This window comes from Paenibacillus sp. MB22_1 (genome assembly GCF_047200555.1).
Taxonomy (GTDB): Bacteria; Bacillota; Bacilli; order Paenibacillales; family Paenibacillaceae; genus Fontibacillus; species Fontibacillus phoenicis.
Genome location: NZ_JBLADV010000002.1, coordinates 353,966 through 370,976, shown reverse-complemented (window position 1 = coordinate 370,976; position 17,011 = coordinate 353,966). Strand labels below are relative to the sequence as shown.

At 53.4% G+C, this 17,011-nt stretch carries 11 protein-coding genes; 8 read left to right on the top strand and 3 right to left on the bottom strand.

The window, feature by feature from the left end; all coding sequences use genetic code 11:
* Positions 1-115: 115 nt before the first annotated feature.
* From ACL02P_RS13380 to ACL02P_RS13345, 8 genes are all read left to right on the top strand, one after another.
* Positions 116-1,366 (top strand): GntR family transcriptional regulator, encoded by a 1,251-nt coding sequence (locus ACL02P_RS13380; protein WP_260071646.1) that lies wholly within the window; start codon positions 116-118, stop codon positions 1,364-1,366.
* A 191-nt stretch (positions 1,367-1,557) separates the two neighbouring features.
* Entirely contained in the window at positions 1,558-2,547 is a 990-nt protein-coding gene (locus ACL02P_RS13375; protein ID WP_260071645.1) for a carbohydrate ABC transporter permease, read from the top strand.
* On the top strand, positions 2,525-3,448 hold the full coding sequence (locus ACL02P_RS13370; RefSeq protein WP_412837472.1) for a carbohydrate ABC transporter permease: 924 nt from the start codon (positions 2,525-2,527) through the stop codon (positions 3,446-3,448). The genes ACL02P_RS13375 and ACL02P_RS13370 overlap by 23 nt, the downstream gene beginning before the upstream one ends.
* Before the next feature lie 144 nt (positions 3,449-3,592).
* Positions 3,593-5,062, top strand: coding sequence for an extracellular solute-binding protein (locus tag ACL02P_RS13365; RefSeq protein WP_323077740.1), 1,470 nt, complete (start codon positions 3,593-3,595; stop codon positions 5,060-5,062).
* 24 nt (positions 5,063-5,086) lie between these two features.
* Positions 5,087-8,128, top strand: a complete 3,042-nt coding sequence (locus tag ACL02P_RS13360) for an alpha-mannosidase (protein WP_412837471.1) — start codon at positions 5,087-5,089, stop codon at positions 8,126-8,128.
* 82 nt (positions 8,129-8,210) lie between these two features.
* Positions 8,211-10,538 (top strand): hypothetical protein, encoded by a 2,328-nt coding sequence (locus ACL02P_RS13355; protein WP_339300158.1) that lies wholly within the window; start codon positions 8,211-8,213, stop codon positions 10,536-10,538.
* Between the two features lie 68 nt (positions 10,539-10,606).
* Positions 10,607-12,637 (top strand): glutaminase domain-containing protein, encoded by a 2,031-nt coding sequence (locus tag ACL02P_RS13350; protein ID WP_412837470.1) that lies wholly within the window; start codon positions 10,607-10,609, stop codon positions 12,635-12,637.
* 233 nt (positions 12,638-12,870) lie between these two features.
* Positions 12,871-13,713, top strand: coding sequence for an aldo/keto reductase (locus ACL02P_RS13345; RefSeq protein ID WP_009224699.1), 843 nt, complete (start codon positions 12,871-12,873; stop codon positions 13,711-13,713).
* Positions 13,714-13,774: 61 nt separating this feature from the next.
* Here the strand turns inward: ACL02P_RS13345 and ACL02P_RS13340 are convergent, their stop codons facing one another.
* From ACL02P_RS13340 to ACL02P_RS13330, 3 genes are all read right to left on the bottom strand, one after another.
* Complete coding sequence (locus tag ACL02P_RS13340) at positions 13,775-14,632, bottom strand: YitT family protein (RefSeq protein WP_412837469.1); 858 nt, start codon at positions 14,630-14,632, stop codon at positions 13,775-13,777.
* 146 nt (positions 14,633-14,778) lie between these two features.
* On the bottom strand, positions 14,779-15,270 hold the full coding sequence (locus ACL02P_RS13335; RefSeq protein WP_412837468.1) for a cation:proton antiporter regulatory subunit: 492 nt from the start codon (positions 15,268-15,270) through the stop codon (positions 14,779-14,781).
* 218 nt (positions 15,271-15,488) lie between these two features.
* A complete protein-coding gene (locus ACL02P_RS13330; RefSeq protein ID WP_009227150.1) occupies positions 15,489-16,817 on the bottom strand; it encodes an IS1380 family transposase in 1,329 nt (442 codons plus the stop codon).
* Positions 16,818-17,011: the final 194 nt, after the last annotated feature.

Sequence of the window (17,011 nt, the reverse complement as noted above, 5' to 3'; positions counted from 1 at the left end):
GTTTAATATATCCAATAGTCAATGTCAAGCGAGTGAATGACTTGAAATAGATTGACGAAATGCTATAAATGATATAATGTAAATATATGGGGAGAAATAAGATAGGAGAAGTCTTATGCAAAACGAACGTAAACCGTTATATATGCAGATTCAACAGCACTTCAAAGAAATGATCCTGCAGGGCAAACTGCGGGAGAACGATAAGATCCCCTCGGAAAAAGAGTTAATGGAACAGTTCGACGTCAGCCGAATTACGGTAGCCAATGCCTTGATGCAGCTGGCGAAGGACGGCTGGATCTACCGGATCCCCGGGCGGGGAAGCTTCGTCAGCGAAGGCATCGGTGAGCTGCTGCAACGCCATCAAGGCTCTCTGGCGGAGGGGGGATCATGGCCCGTGCTGGACGGAAATGCGGGGGCGCCGGTCCATCATCTCGGAGCGTTAAACGGAGGGGTAGCTGACCCTTCGCTGGGAGGGATCGAAGCCGCATCCCATATTCCGGGGCGCACCACGATCGGGCTAATTATGCCGATGCTGGTAGACTATTTTGCCATTCGGCTGCTTCAAGGAATTAATAACATCCTTGAAGACAGTCCATACAGCCTGCAGATCGTCTTGACGTACAATTCCATTGACCGGGAGAAGGAAGCGATCAACGATCTGATTCGCAAAGGGGCCGCCGGGCTGATTATTTTCCCAAGTGATGCGGAAACGTACAATGAGGAAATTTTAGCCCTGAAGATGCGAGGTTACCCGTTTGTGCTCCTCGATCGGTATTTGCCGGGAGTAGCTACGAACTTGTCGCGCAGCGACGGCTTAATCGGCGGACAGCTTGCCGTTGACTATTTGTGGGGCCTGGGGCATCGCGACATCGCCATTTGCTCCGATTCGCCGTTGCCTACAATTACAGTGGAGGAACGGATTAACGGATATATGGAGGCGCTCAAACAGAAGGGAGCGATGATTAATCCGGCACTGATCCTCACCGATTTCAATGTGGATTACAGCGAGATCGACAAGAAGCACCCCTTGTACCGGTTTATCAAGAACCAGATTGCTACCGCTTATATCACACTGAACGGACGGCTTGGCCTGCACATCTACTCAATATGTAAAGAATTAGGGCTTCGGGTGCCGGAGGACATCTCGATCCTGACGTTTGATGATCCTTCGCCGGGGCTGCATGAATGGGGATTCTTCTCGCATATTTCGCAATCGGAAATCGAGATGGGAGAAGCCGCAGCCCGGATTTTGCGGGACATTCTCGAGAAGCCTGAGCTTAAGGATGCGGGGTATACTAAAGTCATCCTGGAGCCAAAATTAATTGAAAGTCAATCTACGGGACCCCTTGCAAAACGAGTAAAGTAAGTAGATTGACAGGGCACCTGCTTGCCCTTGCAAGCTAGGTGTCTTTTTTTATGCTAAATTAGCAATAAATGATATATCTAATTCTTGACATAAATGACATAGTAAAATATAGTTAATATTACAAATAGATAATACAACTTAGAACAAAAGCTTTATCAGTGCACTTCACAGTAAGGAGGGTTGCTTGGACGATGGAAACCGCGGGATTACAGAAGCGAAAAGCAACGCAGCGCAGGTTAGGGAAGCACAAAGATGCTTTGATCGCCGCCGTTATCCTCGTGCCGATGTTTTTGGCATGGTTGGTGGTTTCGGGTTTTCCCACTTTGTTCGGGTTCGTGTTAGGGTTCTTCGAATGGGTGGGGTTGGCAGATACACCTAATTTCATCTGGTTCGATAACTTCATCAGCTTCTTTCAAAACCCGGTGTACACGGATGCATTGTGGAGGTCGATCTGGCTGGGCGGACTGGTCACGGTCATTACGCTGGGAGCAGGCTTTTTTGCTGCACTGCTGATGAACCTGCCGCTGTTCGGCAAAGGGTTTTATCGTTCCATTTGGTACATCCCCGCCATCACGGCAACGGTTGCGACCACGCAAGTATTCAACATTTTTCTGGATTCGAACAATGGGGTCATCAACAACCTGCTGAAAGCGATGGGCAAGGAACCGATCGTATGGCAGTACTCCGTCGGATGGGGCATTTTCTGGATTGTGGTCTATTCAGTCTGGAAAGGGGTAGGCGGTGCAGCCTTAATCTGGTTGGCCGGTCTGCAATCCGTGGATTTGTCCTTGTACGAGGCGGCGGAAATCGATGGTGCGGGACGGTGGCATAAGCTGCGGTATGTCACGTTGCCAGGGTTAAAACCCATCGCGACGTATATCGTCATTACGAACTTGATCGCAGCGATCCAGATTTACGAGCAGGTATTATTCATCACGAACGGCGGGCCTTACGGGCAAACCGAAGTGCTGGTGTTCCGTATTTACCGGGACGGCTTCTGGGACTTCAATTTGGGGATGGCTGGCGCTTCCTCACTGATCATGGCCTTGATCGTTATTGTTGTGACTGTGCTGTACTACAACTGGTCAACGAAATCCGATCGTCGGACAAGCATTCCGATCAAGCCCGTCAAACCCGCGAAAAAGGAGGCGCTCCCACATGCCCAGTCCACTGAACGCTAAAGTTAGCAAACAGTTTAAGCCCGTTCATTTACTGGGACATCTCATTCTTCTTGGCGTTGGGCTCATTTTGCTGTACCCGTTGATCTTTATGGTGCTTGCCGGTTTTTTCACCAAGACGGAATTCTCCTCAACGGTGTTAGGCATCTTCCCGCTTCCTAAAGCGCCAACGCTGGAGAACTTCAAGGCGCTGATCGCTGGGTCCACGGATGCTGCAGTAGCCACTTATATGAAGAACTCGCTGATTCGTACAGCTTACAACACGTTTTGGGCAATTTTGACTTCATTTTTGGCTGGATACGTGTTCGCGCGGCTGCGGTTTAAAGGGCGGGATACGATCTTCCTGATCATGCTTGCCACCCAGATGATTCCCGGGACGCTGGCGATCATTCCGACTTACCTTGAATTTGCCCGCTTCCCGTTTGCCGGGGGAAACGATATCTTTACCGGCGGAACCGGTATTCTGAACTCCTGGTGGGTTTACTTGATCGGTGGGCCTAGCATCAATATTATGGGGACGTTTCTGGTGAAGCAGTCGCTGGAAAAGGTGCCGCTGGAAATCGACGAAGCCGCTATTGTGGATGGGGCCGGGACGATCCGGTTGATCTTCCAGATTCTATTCCCGCTGCAGCTGCCGATTATGGCGTTTATCGCGATCACGACAGCGCTGGGAACGTGGAACGATTTTATTACACCGTTCTTCTATACAACGGACGACAGTTTGCAAACGCTTCCTGCGGCGATCACGCGGATTTCCTCCGTTGGGGCAAGCCCGGGTGCCGTGATCAACTATCCGATGATTATTACCCTGAGCCTTGGCATCACGATTCCTGCGCTGCTGATCTTTGCCTTCTTCCAGAAGTATATTGTGCAGGGCCTGGCGAACACAGGTATCAAAGGTTAGGAAGGCCGGGAACTCATTTCAATGTAGAAGGTGCACTGCGGTCCGTTATGGATCGAACCGATGAAAACAGTTCAACACCCGTATTGAAAACTTGACTTAATGGACACTCACGCTGAATAAAATGACTTTTGGAGGGGTTCAAGCATGTTGTTGAAAAAGATGCATGTCATGTTTCTATCGCTGTTGCTCATCGCCTTGTTAGCAGGTTGCGGATCTGGGGGCGGCAACACAGGTGGCAATCAAGCCGCGAACACCCCGGGAACCAGCCAGAATGGGGCTTCGGGAAATGAAGGTTCGTCGTCAACTGAAGGCGCTACCATTACCGTATTAAATGAAGGAGCCGTAGCGATTGGCGTCGGGGTGCTGAGCGAGCTGCTGGAGAAAAGCAAGGAAAAAACGATCGCCGACGAGACGCTGAATCCCCGGATTACAGAGGAGGATTACAACTATACGCCTGGTCAGCCGCTGAAAAAAGCCGGCGTCTTCCCGTACTATTATCAATCGATTATCAACGAGAAAATGAAAAGCAAAAACATTACGGTCAAAACCGAGGACTGGGGTTGGGGCGAACCGCTGATCCAGAAGCAAACAGCGGGATTCCTGGCGAAAAACATGCCCGACATCATCGTTGGGGAAACACAAATGCCTGGGTTTGCCCAACAGGGATTGCTTGAGCCGTTCCCGGACGACATGGCCCAAGAAATTCGCGAAAAAGTAGCCCCGGCAGCCTGGAAGCCGATGGAGTATGACGGCAAAATTTACGGTTTTGCCTCGCAACCTGGCGTTAGCAGCTTGTTCTGGAACAAGAAGCTGGTGCAGGAGGCAGGCCTGGATCCGGACAAAGCGCCAGCAACCTGGGATGAGCTGTTGGCTAACGTGAAGAAGGTAACGGAAGCAGGCAAAGGGAAGTTCTACGGCGGCGGGGTCTATGCCGGGCCGAATGCCGGCGGGTATTTGCGGTATGGTACCTTGCTTGTTATCAATGGCGGAGGATTTGCGGATGATCAAGGCCAACCTGTCTTTAACTCCGATGCCAACGTAGAAACGGTACAGTTCTTGAAAGAGCTTAACGCCAACCATCCGGCTGGATTGATGGTGAACACTACTGAAGGAACGTATTTCGACGCGTTTAAAAAAGGACAAATCGCATATCTGATCGATGGACCGTGGCGTGCGATCGAGAGCTCGCAAATCGGAATCGATTACGGAATGTCGCAAATTCCGCTGTCCCCGAATGGCAAAGCCGGCAATATCACCATCGGCGCCGCGTTCCATGCCGTACCGAAGGATGCAAAGAACAAGGAAGCTGCATTTGAGTATATCCGCGCGATGTACAGCGAGGAGATCCAACAACTGATCGCCGATACAGGCGTCCGGTCTCCTGTACTGAAATCGGTGGCTGAGACCGATGCATATAAAGAGGCGCATCCGGAAATGTATCAGCACTATCTGGCGATGGCCGGCAATGTGCAAGGGTTGCCAACGTTTAAGAATTCAGACTCCAAGGTATGGCAAATCTTTGGTGAAGCCGTGACGAAAGCGTTAATGACCAAGGAGGATATCAAGTCTATTCTGGATGACGCTCAGAAGAAAGCGGAGGCCTATACCAAGTAAATTATATTGAAAGAGTGATGCAGCATGCCGTATGAAACGAACCACATTATGATCCAAAAGGCAAAGCAAAGGCTTGCCAAACTGCAGGATTACATTTACCGCCCGATTGCCGGGCTTGAGGTTGAAGCTTGGGTAACGAAAGAGCCGGTCCCTTACGCCGAGCGAATGAGCGGCCGGCACATACGGCTTCAGCCCGGGGATAAATGGGGAGAGCTGTGGGATTGCGCCTGGTTTCATTTTCAAGGGACCGTACCGGAAACGGCCGCTGGCCAAAAAGTCGTTCTGTTGATCGATATTAATGGAGAATTATGTCTCGTGGATGAAGCGGGAACCCCGCGACAAGGCTTAACGAACGTTAGCTCCGAATTCGACTACAGCCTAGGTCGGCCTGGTAAGCGGGTGGTGGACGTCAGCGCTGCCGCCCGAGGCGGGGAAACGATCAATCTGTGGGGAGACGGCGGCTGCAATGACCTATTTGGACATTATCGCAGCGGAACGCTGAAGGAAGCGGACATCGCTATTTGCCATGAGGAAGCCCGGCAACTGGCCTACGATCTGGAAGTGTTAATCGAGCTGGTTGAGCAGCTGCCGGATTCCAGCGCCAGAAAAGCCCAGGTCCTGCAATCCGTCTACGAGGCAGCTCTTCAGCTGTCGGAGATCAATGAGGAATCGGTACGCTTGGCGAAAGCGCATGTGGCCCGCGAATTGGCGAAGAAAGGCGGGGATTCCGTCCTGACGATCAGCGCCATCGGCCATGCGCATATCGACCTGGCCTGGCTGTGGCCGATCCGCGAAACGATCCGCAAAGGAGCCCGGACTTTCTCTACGGCGCTGCGGAACATGGAGAAGTATCCGAGTTACGTCTTTGGCGCAAGCCAGCCGCAGCTGTACCAGTGGATGAAGGAGCACTATCCGCAGCTGTACGCCGAAGTGAAGGAGCGGGTCTGCGAAGGACGCTGGGAAGCGCAAGGCGCGATGTGGGTCGAACCGGATACGAACATCTCCGGCGGCGAAGCATTAGTGCGGCAAATCCTGTATGGCAAGCGATTCTTCCGTGAGGAGTTCGGCAAGGACATGAAGGTGCTGTGGCTGCCTGACGTCTTTGGGTATACGGGCAGTCTGCCGCAGCTGCTGAAGAAGTCCGGCGTCGACTATATGATGACGCAGAAACTCTCCTGGAGCACCTACAATACGCATCCGCACCACAGCTTCCTGTGGGAAGGCATTGACGGGACGAAGGTGCTGACGCACCTGCCGCCGGAGGATACCTATAACAGCCCAGCGGCCCCGCGATCGCTGACCAAGATCGAGCGGGACTATCTCGATCGGAACGTCTCGGAGCATGCGCTGATGCTGTTTGGGATCGGCGACGGCGGCGGTGGACCAGGAGAAGAGCACCTGGAGCGGCTTGAGCGGGAGGTGAACCTGCTGGGACTCCCGCCGGTCGTTCAGGAGCCTGCGATCACCTTCTTCAAGCGGCTGGAACAAGAGGCTTCGCGGTTCCAAACGTACCGCGGTGAGTTGTATCTGGAGAAGCACCAAGGGACATTAACCACGCAGGCGCGCAACAAGTGGTATAACCGCAAGCTGGAAAAAGCACTGCGTGAGCTTGAATTCGCGGCTTCGCTGCAGATTGCCCTGGGCGAAAGCCCTGCAGAGTACCCTGCCGCCCGGTTGGAGAAGATCTGGAAGGAAGTGCTCTTATACCAATTCCATGATATTTTGCCAGGATCTTCGATCACCCGGGTGTACGACGAGTCGCTGGAGCGCTACGCTCAGCTGCTGGAGGAAGTCCAAACGATGATTGCGGAAGCTTATGGACGAATCGCTGGGCGGTCCGGAGCTGCCGCCGGTGAAATTGTTCTGTTCAATTCCTTGCCTTGGGACCGGCAGGAATGGGTAGAGATCGGCGGAAGCTGGAAGTATGTGCAAGTGCCGGCGATGAGCTGGCGCAAGCTCACGGAGGCTGCGGCAGAACCATCGGCTTCGGAACAAGCATTGATTGCCGAGGACTTCCGGCTGGAGAATGAACGGCTTGCGGTTCGGTTTGCCGAGAACGGCAGCATCGTGTCGCTGTACGATAAGGCCGCCGGACGGGAAGCGGTTCAGCCGGGCGCTGAGGCCAACGTATTTACCGTCTACCATGATGACGGCGATGCCTGGGATTTCCCGCGCGACTATCGCGATACGATTGCTGGAACGATGACGCTGGAAAGCCGACGCGCTTACGTTTCGGGGCCGCAGGCGGTTGTTGAGCAGGTTTACCGCTTTTGGGAATCGACGTTAAAGCAAACGATCCGCTTGCTGCAAGGTGATGGTCTGCTGCGCTTCGATACGGAAGCTGATTGGCGAGAAACGGGTAAAATGCTCCGGGTTGCTTTCCCGGTGGCCGTTGTGAGCGATCAGGTGAACTGCGAAATTCAGTTTGGGGTGTTAAAGCGGCCGACGACGCGGAATAATGCGATCGAATTTGCCCGCGACGAAATCTGCGCTCACCATTATCTCGATCTGTCGCAGCCGGATTATGGCGTGGCGCTGCTCAACGACAGCAAATACGGGCACAGCGTGGAAGGCAACGTGCTGGATTTGAACCTGCTGCGCAGCCCGGGATATCCGGATCCGCAGGCCGATCGGGCGGAGCATCGCTTCACTTATGCTTTGTACCCGCATGCGGGCGACTTTATCCAAGCCGGCGTATACCGCAAAGGCTATGAGCTGAACATTCCGATTGCATCCGCAGCGGCCATCCCGGTGACGCCTCAAGGCGGCGGGAAGTCTGACAGCAGTTCCTTGCACGGGAAAGCTTTCCTTACGATCGATCATCCTAACGTGATGGTGGAAGCGGTGAAGAAGGCCGAGGACAGCGATCATCTGATCGTTCGTCTGTACGAAACGGCAGGAGCTGGGGCGGATGGAGAGCTGAGCTTTGGGCCGGCTTGCCGAACCATTGAAGAGGTGAATCTGCTGGAGGAGCCGATCGGGCTGCTAGCAGAAAATACGGATCGGATTCGCTTGCAATTTACACCGTTTGAGATCAAATCGATTCGCGTTCAGTTGGCTGAATGATGGATAGAGTGTAGAGGTTATAAGTTAGCTGTGAATGAGGTTGGCTGTGAACGAACTCTAAGTTACAAGGGAGGGCTTAGGCGTGACGGGAAGAGCACGGGCGGAAGAACGGACCGGATTTCAGGAAAGCGGCGCTTATCATGCGGCCTATGATCTGCAGACGGATTTTGTGATGGTGTACGGCATTGGGGAGTCGATGCCTCAGCGCATTCGCGAATGGGCGGAGCGGGGCTACCATGTGCATCTCATGACCGGGGTGTCCTGGGGCGGTTACCAGGACTATCTGAACGGCCGTGTTGACGGCCGCTCCCATTGGGACGAAGCCCAGAAATATCAAGACGGCGAGACGATCATCCACGGAACCTCGGTGGATATTCCCTACATGGTGCCAACCATCAGCTATGCGAATTTTCTCATCGAGCGGATTCGGCCGGCTGTGGATGCCGGTGTGGAGGCCATTCACCTGGAGGAACCGGAATTCTGGGTGGAAGGCGGATACTCTGAGGCATTCCAGCGTGAATGGCGCAATTACTATAACGAGCCTTGGCAACCGCCCCATACTTCGGAGGACGCGCAATTCCGCGCCTCCAAGCTGAAGGCTTATCTGTACACGCGTTGTTTGGACCGTATCTGCTCGGCGTTGAAGGAATATTCGCTGGTCCGGTATAATCGACCGCTGCGTTTTTTTGTACCCACCCACAGCTTGATTAACTACACCCAATGGCGGATCGTCAGTCCGGAATCCCGGCTGCTCGACTTGCCGGCGATTGACGGTTATATCGCCCAAATTTGGACGGGGACATCACGCACCGCGAACGTATACGAAGGGAAACGTGCGGAGCGGACATTCGAGACGGCGTTCCTGGAATATGGCATCATGCAGGAACTGGTGCGCGGGACGCACCGCCGCATGTGGTTCCTGCACGATCCGATCGAGGACGATCCGACACGGACGTGGATCGATTACCGCGAGAACTACACGAAGACGCTGATCGCTTCGCTGCTGCATCCGGCGGTTTCGCGCTATGAGGTTGCCCCTTGGCCGCGGCGGATCTTTCAGGGCCAATATCCTTCCGCGGACGGCAACGGCAAAGAGGGGATTCCGTCCGATTACGCGACCGTGCTGCTGAACGTAATGCATACGCTCGGGAATATGGACCAGGAGGAGGTCCAGGTGTACGGCAATACCGCCGTCACCGGCGTGCTTCTGGCCGATTCAGCCATGTTCCAGCGGAAACGGATTGGGACGCAAACGTCCGGTTTTATGCAAAAATACGACGGGACGAACGAGGTGGAGTTGACCGATGATTCGGCGGTGGAGTTGCTGAACTTCTCGCCTTTTTATGGGCTGACGCTGCCGCTTGTCAAGCATGGGCTGCCGGTACGGCCGGTCCAGCTTGATAACGTTCGGCGGTTCCCGGGATATTTGGATGACTACCGCGTGCTGGTTTTAAGCTATGAATTTATGAAGCCGGAATTCCCGGATTTGCATAACGCTTTGGCCCAATGGGTGCGGGAAGGCGGAGCGTTGATTTACGTTGGAGACGACAGTGATCCGTATCACCGGGTACGGGAATGGTGGAATCAGGGACGGCGACGCTACGATTCTCCTCGGGCTCATCTATTCGAATGTCTCGGCTTGCCAAGCGCGGCCGGGGCAGCAGCAGAAGGCATCACCCGAGTTGGCGCTGGGTTAGTCAGCTACTTGCCGTTGCGGCCGAATCGGATCGCGGAGAGTGCAGAGGCGGCGGAACGCTATCGCGCCGCAGTACGGGAAGCGATGGAGCTGCTGGGTAGCGGGGAAGCGCCTGCGGCGGCGGGGGATTCACCCGCAGCGCAGACAGCTGCTGAAGGCTCCGCAGAAGGAAAGCCGGCTCCAGCAGACGCGCTCCGTTGGGAACCAGTCAACTATTTTCATCTCCGCCGCGGTCCGTATGTGATCGCTTCCGTCATGACCGAGTCAGTCAGCGATGCGCCGCTGGAGCTCGAAGGACTTTTCGCTGACTTGCTTGATCCCGGTTTGCCGGTCAAAGAGCAAGTTGCGGTGCAACCCGGACGCCAGGCCTTACTTTATGATTTAGCATACACCGGGCCGGGCAGCCACAGCACCGACTCCGAACCCGGCTCCAAAGTGATTGCTGCATCCTCCCGGATTGAGGATTATCGCGAGGATGAAACCGCCATTACGTTTACGGCCAAGGGGCCTCGACCGCTGCAGGCCGTGGCGCGGATTCGCTGTGAAGCGAGACCAACGGCGGTGACGGCAGAAGTGTTGGGACCGCAGCAGGAAGACGGCTCTGCTTCGGCGCCAATCATCTCCCTGCAGTTCGAATGGGACGCGAAGTCACACACGTTGCTCCTTCATTACGAGCATGGAGATGGAGGAACCCGCATCACCGTGACGAAATAGGAAACGAAGTTTAACAGATAAAAAGTGATTTAACAAATCGCGAGATCCAGATAGGAGGCAGATTACAAATGAACACAAAATTGCGTCCACCGGCAGTACCTTTGGTCACCGTTGATCCCTTTTTCAGCGTCTGGTCGATGGCTGATCGTCTGACCGACGATTTCACTCGCCATTGGACCGGGCGTCGGCAGGCGTTCACCGGCCTGGTGTATATCGACGGCGTAGCCTGGCGGTTTGCCGGACGCGTCGAGTCTAACCCGGAACGGTATTATACAGAGCCGGAGGCGATGAACCAAACCGGACTTGAAGTCACGCCGCTCTCCACCCGCTATCAGTTCGAGGCGGGAGGAGTTGCGCTGGACGTGACCTTTACAAGTCCGCTGCTGCCGGACGATCTGGAGCTGCTGTCGCGGCCGGCTTCCTATGTCGCTTTCCGCGTGCGTTCCCTCGACGGGAAGCCCCACCAAGTGCGGGTCTATGTCGACGTAACCGGGGAATGGTGCGTTAATGAAACCGATCAGGCGATTACTTGGCAACAAGAGGTGCAGGGAGACCTCACCGTACTGCAGGTCCGACATGTCGAGCAGAACCCGCTCCATAGCTCCGGCGATGACCAGCGGATCGATTGGGGCACTTTCATGCTGGCCGTCAAGCAGACGCCGGATGTAGAGACCTATCTGGATCAGGCACAGATTCGCAAGCAATTCGTTCGGGAAGGTGAAATTCGCCTGAAGGAAGGTTCGACTCCGCTTTCTCAACCACAGCCCGTTCGCGAGGCCGAGCTCGCTATGGCTTCGGTGTGGAATGTCGGTGAAGTGACCGGAACGGACGAGAAGACGCACTTAATCGTTCTTGCCTATGACGACGTATATGCGATTGAGTATTTTGGTCAGCCTTTGGAGGCGTATTGGAGAAAAGACGGGAAAACCTTCTCGACCCTGCTCAGCGAAGCGTTTCGGGATTATCCGGACGTTCTTGCACGCTGCGATTCCTTTGATGCCAAGCTGCGCGAGGACGCAATCCGCGCCGGCGGGGAGAAATATGCCGATATCCTGTCCTTATCCTACCGGCAGGCGATTGCAGCGCATAAACTGGTCCTTGATCCTGAGGGACAGGTGCTGTTCATGTCGAAGGAATGCTTCAGTAACGGCTGTATTGCCACGGTGGACGTGAGCTACCCTTCAATTCCGCTGTTCTTGCTGTACCAGCCGGAGCTGGTCCGAGGCATGATGCGTCCGATCTTCAAATACGCCGCCAGCGACGCCTGGACGTTTGAATTTGCTCCGCATGACGTGGGTCAATATCCGCTGGCCAACGGTCAGGTTTACGGCGAGAACAAGCTGGAGGGGCAAATGCCGGTGGAGGAGTGCGGCAATATGCTGGTCATGGCGGCCGCAGTTACGCTGGCTGACGGGAATACAAGCTTCGTTCAGGAGCATCGTGAGTTGCTCGCCCAATGGTCCAACTATCTGGTGAAGCATGGGCTTGATCCGGAGCATCAATTGTGTACCGACGATTTCGCAGGGCATCTGGCACGCAATGCGAACCTGTCAGCGAAAGCCGTGATGGGCGTTGCCAGCTATGGGCTGTTATGCGAACTGCTGGGCGATCAGGAACAAGCGGAGCGTTACCGCAAAGCCTCTGCCGAAATGGCGCGCCAGTGGGAAGTGCTCGCCGCCGATCCGAGCGATGAGAACCATACACTGCTCGCCTTTGGTCAGCCGGGGACCTGGAGTCTAAAATATAACCTCGTCTGGGACGGCATCTTCGGAACTGGCTTGTTCAATCAGGAAATCATCCGCCGTGAAGTGGCATGGTATCAGAAGAAACAGGAACGGTATGGCACACCGCTGGATAATCGGGCAGCCTATACGAAGGCCGACTGGCTCGTCTGGGCGGGGGCGCTCGCGGAGACGCGCGAAGACTTCCAGCGGATCGTTGAGCCGCTCTGGGTATTCCTGAACGAGACGCCGGACCGCGTACCGTTCACGGATTGGTACGACACGAAGACGGCGCGGCAGATCGGCTTTCAGCATCGGACGGTAGTTGGCGGCTTGTTCATCAAGCTGCTGAAAGATCGTGGATGGGATCGTGCGTAGTATTTGAATCTATTCGATATTTCGAATAAAATTTGCCAGTTCACACCGAAAAAAGCGATTCTATTCGATATTTCAGATAGAATCTTGGTTTTGGGCCGACTTCGACGCAAATCTATTCGAAATTTTATACACATTCCGCAGAAATCGCCGCTTTCGGCGATTTCTGTTCGTTTTTTCATATAGATTCGATTATGATAGTCTGAGAGAGTACTTATCCGAAAGGAGTGTTCATCTTGGGTCATATCATTCCGGAAATGACGTTAAATGACGGTTTGAAGCTGCCGGTGGTCGGGCTGGGAACCTACACGCTCCGTGGCAGCGAAGGTGTGCAGTCAATCGTTCACGCGATCCGCTCCGGCTATCGTTTGCTGGATTCCGCGTATAACTACGAGAACGAGGGAACGGTTGGTGAGGCGGTAAGGCGTTCTGCGGTACCGAGGGAAGAGCTGATCATCACGTCCAAGCTGCCCGGGCGTTACCACACGTACGATAAAGCGGTCAAGGCGATCCAGGAATCGTTGTACCGGGCGCAGCTGGATTACTACGATCTGTATTTGATTCATTGGCCCAATCCGATTCAAGGGCATTACGTGGAAGCGTGGCAAGCTCTAATCGACGCCCGAAAATGGGGGCTGATCCGCTCCATCGGCGTCAGCAATTTCTTGCCGGACCACCTGGACCGCCTGATCGAGCAAACGGGCGTGACGCCAAGCGTAAACCAGATTGAGCTGCATCCGTTCTTTAATCAGGCCGAGCAGCGCAAATATCATGAAGCGCACGGAATCGTCACGGAATCCTGGAGCCCGCTGGCCCATGGCAATGAGGTGTTGCAGCATGAGACGCTCCGGCAAATCGCCGAACGGCATGGCAAGTCGGTGTCCCAAATTATTTTGCGTTGGCATTATCAGCTGGGCGCTGTATCCATCCCGAAATCGGCCTCTGCAGCTCGGCAGATCGAGAACCTCACGATCTTTGACTTTACATTGGACGAGGAAGAGATGAAGCAGATCAATGGCTTATCCCGTCCGGACGGGCGGATTAGAAACCAGGATCCTGCCGTTTACGAAGAATTTTAATATTTACGCGTACCCCCGAAAACGAACGAGCCGCAGGAGTAAATTCCTGCGGCTCATTTCGTTAGTTCCTTGGAAGAAACGTAATTTCACTCTCGCGGTCGCATTGATGGACGATGGAAATCAAGCGGGACCGCTCCAACCGATGGCATTGGAATTCCAAAATGCCCATCCCTTCCTCGTCCCCGGGTGCTTCGGGATCCAGCCGATAAACGGCCGAACGGTTCAGATATCGAAGCAGCTCCCCCTGGATGGCGGCGCAATGCCGGCTCTTAATCCGCACCGTTAGGGTGAAGATCCCACCTTGGACCGGAAGTTTGACGGCTTCGAAGGCGGACAGGTAGGCGATAACCGAATAGAGGGCCTGCAGAAAGCCAAAATGAAAGCCCGCACCGATCAGGATCAGACAGTTCAGCATCAGCAAGATCCGCTCCGGGGACAATCTGCCATATTGGAGCTGCTTCACGGCTTTCTCCGCAACGTCCAGCGCCCCTCCAAAACGCAGGGCTAAACCAAGCCCAAGTCCCAGTGATAATCCCCCGATCAGCGCTGCCAGCAGCGGCTCGTCAATCAGGGAAGGATAAGGATGGAGCACAAGCGTCCCCAATGAAAATACCAATACGCCCAGCACTGTGAAGATCCCGTAGGACCAGTTGATATTTTTACGATATAGAAAGAGCAAGGGCAGATTCAACAAGAACAAGAACAATCCAAGCCGCATCTCCGTCTTTAACGCCAACAATGCGGATAATCCGGTCATTCCTCCAACGACAATGCTATGGGGCATCAAGAACAGCTCTAAGCCGACCGATGCAAGCAATGCGCCGGCGATGACGCCGGCAGCATGGCCAAACGTCGGAATTAGTGTCTTGAAGCCGCCGCGGGTCTTCCGGGAGGAATGAATTCTTAACTGGTGTTTCAAACCGACCCCTCCTTACTGGATAAACCCATCATCAAGGGCAGGCGGTTCTTATACCAAGCAACGGATAGATCGCGGACGGTAGATCATCGGATCGCCGCGATCAGGGCGAAGGACAAACCGCCTTCAGCACGAGATGATCCAATGAATTATTTTCCGCTTAATAGGATCTGTCTGATTTGCTGTTGATGGAGCCGTTCGCCAAGCACGACCACCGTCGCCTCGGAGGTCAGCATCAGATCAGGTCCGGGATTGATGTGTTTCTTGTGGTTCTTCTCGATTACGGCGATGATCGTCGCTCCAGAACGCTGACGAATTTTCAACTCGCCGATGGTTTTGCCAATCGCTTTATAGTTCGAATCTAATTTATACCACTCAATGATCAGATCGCCTAAAGCCACTTCAATGTTCTCCATTGCTGTTGGCTTATATGCCGCACCGCTAATAATGGCAGAGACGTATCGCGCTTCATCGTCATTTAAAGTTACCATAGAGACACTGTTGTCTGGATCATCCTCGTCGAAATGAGATAATTCGCGCCGTCCATCATTATGAATAACGATCGAGAGTTTGTCGCCGCTGCGGGCCTGGACCACGAATTGTTTACCGATTCCTGGCAGATCTGTTTCTTTGAGATTCATTTGAGTCAAGCCTCCAGTTTTTAGAGTCATTTTCCATTTTGGGTATTACCTGAATCCGTGACGCTTTGTATTGCTCGATTGAAAATCTGGTTGTTATTGTAAAATGTGCGATTTTTGACGCTGACAAACTGTTTAATGAGATCGCACTCTGATGGAGCGCATGATCAAACAGACCTTGGCTGACAAGGCCTTATTGACCCCTATAACATTCCATCCTGTCAGGTAAAGGCACAGTAAATACGACGGATAACGGGAAACCACGGACTGTTGCAGCCGAAATTGAATCGAATACCTCGCGCATGTCGAACCAATCTTGCCGCCATGTAAATAATATTCTGGATAACCGTACGAATACGGCGACGCTGCACGTTGTTTCGAATCGGCGAGTCATGCTCACGCAGACTCTCCTGGCCGATGATTCGAAGAAGGTTATAGGCAAACAAGCCGGCATGCAGTACGAGATCATTCGTTGCGAATTTTCCTGCAGGCAGACGCTCCAAATCCAAATCGGTTTTGATTTCGCTGTGGAATTGCTCACTTGTCCCATGATCGCGGTAAAGCTCAATCACTCGTGACGGGGCACAGCGAAGCGACGTCCAATAGACGCTCACTTCAATTTCCGGGAACAGCAACACTTGTCCATCCCGATCAATCGTTCGATGAATGACGTGGAACACTTGGCGAAGGGGGCGGTCGAATCCCTTTTCGCGAAATTCTATCGCGCCGATATATTCGACTTTTCCTTCGCGCTGCTGGCAGGCGATTCCCGTCGTTTCCGCAATGCGCAGCCACATTTCCTTCGGTTCTCTGCGGAGATTGGCCTTGATGATATAGTCGGCTTTCTCGCGATGACAAACATGCAAATTTTCGGCGCTGTCGTTTCCAGCGTCCATGCGAATGAGCAGCGGCAGGTCCGTTGCACGTTTGGCGTATGCGATGCTCTGTTCTAAAAATGCGGCTGTTCCCTTCTGGCAATGCACACTGCCCTCACGCAGTTCCACATTAACGCCATAGCCTTCTTGGCCCAGGTAGGCAAAGATGGGAGCATAGCCGTCAGTCCCTTTGTAAGTACGAGATACGCCTTCTTTCTTTGTGCCGGAATTGTCGAAAGGAGATACGTCGATATCCAGCGGCGCATAAGCCTTTTCACCTGCTGTCAGCCCTGTTAATGGAGCCTTTACCTTGCGAATGAGATCAGCGGATTCCTCAAGTAAAATCCGGTTCCATTCCGGCGTCTGTGCTGCGGCGTCAAGACGCTGGCGAAGAGTCGGGCTGGAGGGGACTTTTTGGAGCTGAAGGCAGATTGTGAATACATCGTCTTTTCGAAACGGCTCAATATGGTCAAAGTCGCTCTTGCCTTGGCAGAGCAGGCCCAGATAGCTCTTCATGACATCGGCGTGGGAATGAATCGGTGTTTTCATACTTTTGATCTTTGTATGATTCAGGCGCTTTCTAAGTCCAGTATGCGCAAGCAAAGCGCCAACGGTTGCAAGACCGGCGTGAGTAGAGAGAATTAACTCTTTCGAGCGGACAAATTGGATCTTCATAGAGCACCTCTCAGGTGAAATTGGAAAAGTTATGATTTTCTTTTAATTTCTTTACCGGAGGTGCTTTTTCCTTCAATTATCTTTAATTTTCAAAGAACCTTTATCACGGATTCAGGTATTACAAAATGAGCCTCATGCGATTTCGTTTTAAAAAAAACGTGTAGGTCATGCAGGAGACTGGATCAAAAAACGAT